Source organism: Sphingobium sp. WCS2017Hpa-17, from assembly GCF_031843765.1.
Lineage (GTDB): Bacteria > Pseudomonadota > Alphaproteobacteria > Sphingomonadales > Sphingomonadaceae > Sphingobium.
On the sequence record NZ_JAVTIV010000056.1, the window covers coordinates 1 to 2,518 of the forward strand.

General features: G+C 63.2%; 2 protein-coding genes. Both read left to right on the forward strand.

Going from position 1 to position 2,518, the window contains the following annotated elements; translation table 11 throughout:
* Window positions 1-112 precede the first annotated feature (112 nt).
* Window positions 113-1,627 (forward strand): IS21 family transposase, encoded by a 1,515-nt coding sequence (gene istA, locus RQH62_RS24850; RefSeq protein ID WP_311271328.1) that lies wholly within the window; start codon window positions 113-115, stop codon window positions 1,625-1,627.
* Complete coding sequence (gene istB / locus RQH62_RS24855; RefSeq protein ID WP_272798407.1) at window positions 1,614-2,342, forward strand: IS21-like element helper ATPase IstB; 729 nt, start codon at window positions 1,614-1,616, stop codon at window positions 2,340-2,342. Before istA ends, istB begins: the two co-directional genes overlap by 14 nt.
* The last annotated feature ends 176 nt before the right edge of the window (window positions 2,343-2,518 follow it).

A 2,518-nucleotide genomic window follows, 5' to 3' on the forward strand; every position in this document is an offset into this window, starting at 1 on the left:
TGTGGATCGGCGTGCAAAAAGGACCCCGTTAGCGGGGTGATCGGCGTCCAAAAGGGCCCCCTCATTTCGATGGTTTAAACAGCTGCCTGGATTTTCAGGCGGCGAGATCGGGATGTTGGTTTTGGAGACAGTTGTTCGGATCCGGCGCGAGTATGCCGGAGGCAAGGCGATCAAGGCGATCGCACGGGATCTGCATGTGTCGCGGAAGGTCATCCGCAAAGCGGTCCGAGCGCCGGAGGGCGCCTTTGATTATCAGCGCAAGGTTCAGCCGCTGCCCAGGATCGGTCCGTTCCAGGAGCGCCTGAACACGCTGCTGGAAGAGAACGAGCTGCGCAGCAGGCGTGAGCGGCTGCGGATGACGCGGATCCATGACCTGCTGGTGCGAGAAGGCTTTGAGGGTTCGTACGATGCGGTGCGGCGCTATGCGACGCGCTGGAAGATTGAACGGCGCAAGGATGCTGGAGATGGCGTCACCGCCTTCATCCCGCTGATGTTCAGGCCAGGCGAGGCCTACCAGTTCGACTGGAGCCATGAGGATGTCGAGATCGCTGGGGCACCGATGCGGGTGAAGGTCGCGCATATGCGCCTGTGCGCGTCACGTGGGGTCTATGTCCGAGCCTATCCTCGCGAGAGCCAGGAGATGCTGTTCGACGCGCATGCGCGCGGCTTTGCCTTCTTCGGCGGCGTGCCAGGGCGCGGCATCTACGATAATATGAAGACGGCTGTGACGAGCGTGTTCACCGGCAAGGAACGCGTCTTCAACCGGCGGTTCCTGATCATGACCGACCATTATATGGTCGAGCCCACGGCCTGCTCGCCTGCGGCGGGATGGGAGAAGGGTCAGGTCGAGAACCAGGTACAGACGATCCGGGGTCGCTTCTTCCAGCCCCGGTTGCGGTTCGCCAGTCTCGAAGAGCTCAATGGCTGGCTGGAGGCCGAGTGTCGGCGCTGGGCGGAACGGCAGCCCCATCCTGAACAGGGCGAGCTGACCGTGGCGCAGGTGCTGGAGATAGAACGATCTGCGCTGCAGCCGATGCTGGGACCATTCGACGGCTTCAATGAGAGTGAGCATGCCGTGACCGGCACCTGCCTGATCAGCTTCGACCGCAACCGCTACTCGGTGCTCTCGACGGTGGCACGACGCACAGTGCAGGTCCGCGCCTATGCCGATCGCATCGTCGTTCGCTGCGGCGAAGAGGTTGTCGCTGAACATCCTCGCTACTTTGGGCGCAACCGCACGATCTATGACCCCTGGCATTATCTGCCGGTGCTGGCCCGCAAGCCTGGAGCGTTGCGGAACGGTGCCCCCTTCCAGGACTGGGATCTGCCACCGGCGCTTGCCCGCCTGCGCCGCAAGCTGGGTAATGGCGACGATGCCGATCGCCGGTTCGTCCGTGTACTGTCGGCCGTACTGACCGATGGCCTGGATCCTGTCGAAGCGGCTGTGCGTGAGGCACTGGCGACGGGCACGGCAAGCGACGATCTGATCCTCAACATCCTGGCACGACGCCGGGAACCTCCGCGTCCGCTGACGATCATCACCTCCGAGGATAGCGCCTTGCGCCATCCCCCGATTGCCGACTGTGCCCGTTACGACCAGCTAAGGACCTTCGATGCAGCGGCATGACATGATCGAGGCCATGCGCGGCCTTGGTCTCAAGGGCATGGCGGGCGCGTTCGACGATGCCGTCACCACCGGCCTTCAGCGCCAGCGCACCACCATGGAGATACTGACCGACCTCCTGCGAGCGGAGGCGACGCATCGTCATGCCGCGTCGATCCGATACCGGATGGCCGCTGCCAGGCTGCCAGTCGTGAAGGACATCGACGCCTTCCGGTTCGAGGGTACCCCAATCAACGAAGGGCTGGTGCGTTCATTGCACAGCGGCGCGTTCCTGCCCGCACGGCGCAATATCGTCCTGGTCGGCGGCACAGGCACAGGAAAGACCCATCTGGCCATCGCCATCACCGCCAACGTCGTCCGTTCCGGCGCTCGAGGCCGCTACTTCAACACGGTCGATCTGGTGACCCGCCTCGAAGAGGAGGCCAGGATCGGCAAGAGTGGCGCTCTTGCCGCCCAGCTATCCCGCCTCGATCTGATCGTACTCGATGAACTGGGGTATCTGCCGTTCGCTCGATCGGGCGGCCAGTTGCTGTTCCACCTCATCAGCAAACTCTATGAGCAGACCAGCGTCATCATCACCACTAACCTTGCCTTTGGCGAGTGGCCCACCGTGTTCGGCGATCCCAAGATGACCACCGCGCTCCTCGACCGCGTCACCCATCATTGCGACATCGTCGAGACCGGCAATGACAGCTGGCGCTTCAAAAACCGCAGCTGATCCGCCCCACAGCCCACAATTAGAAGATGCCTTGCGCTGCGCGCGCCTCCGGTCGGGCTACGCCCTCCCTACGCCGCGCGCAGCGCAAGGAAGCGCGTTACATCATCCATGCGCAATCCTGACAGGGGGTCCCTTTTGCGCGCCGATAAGGGGTCCCGTTTGCACGCCGATTGACA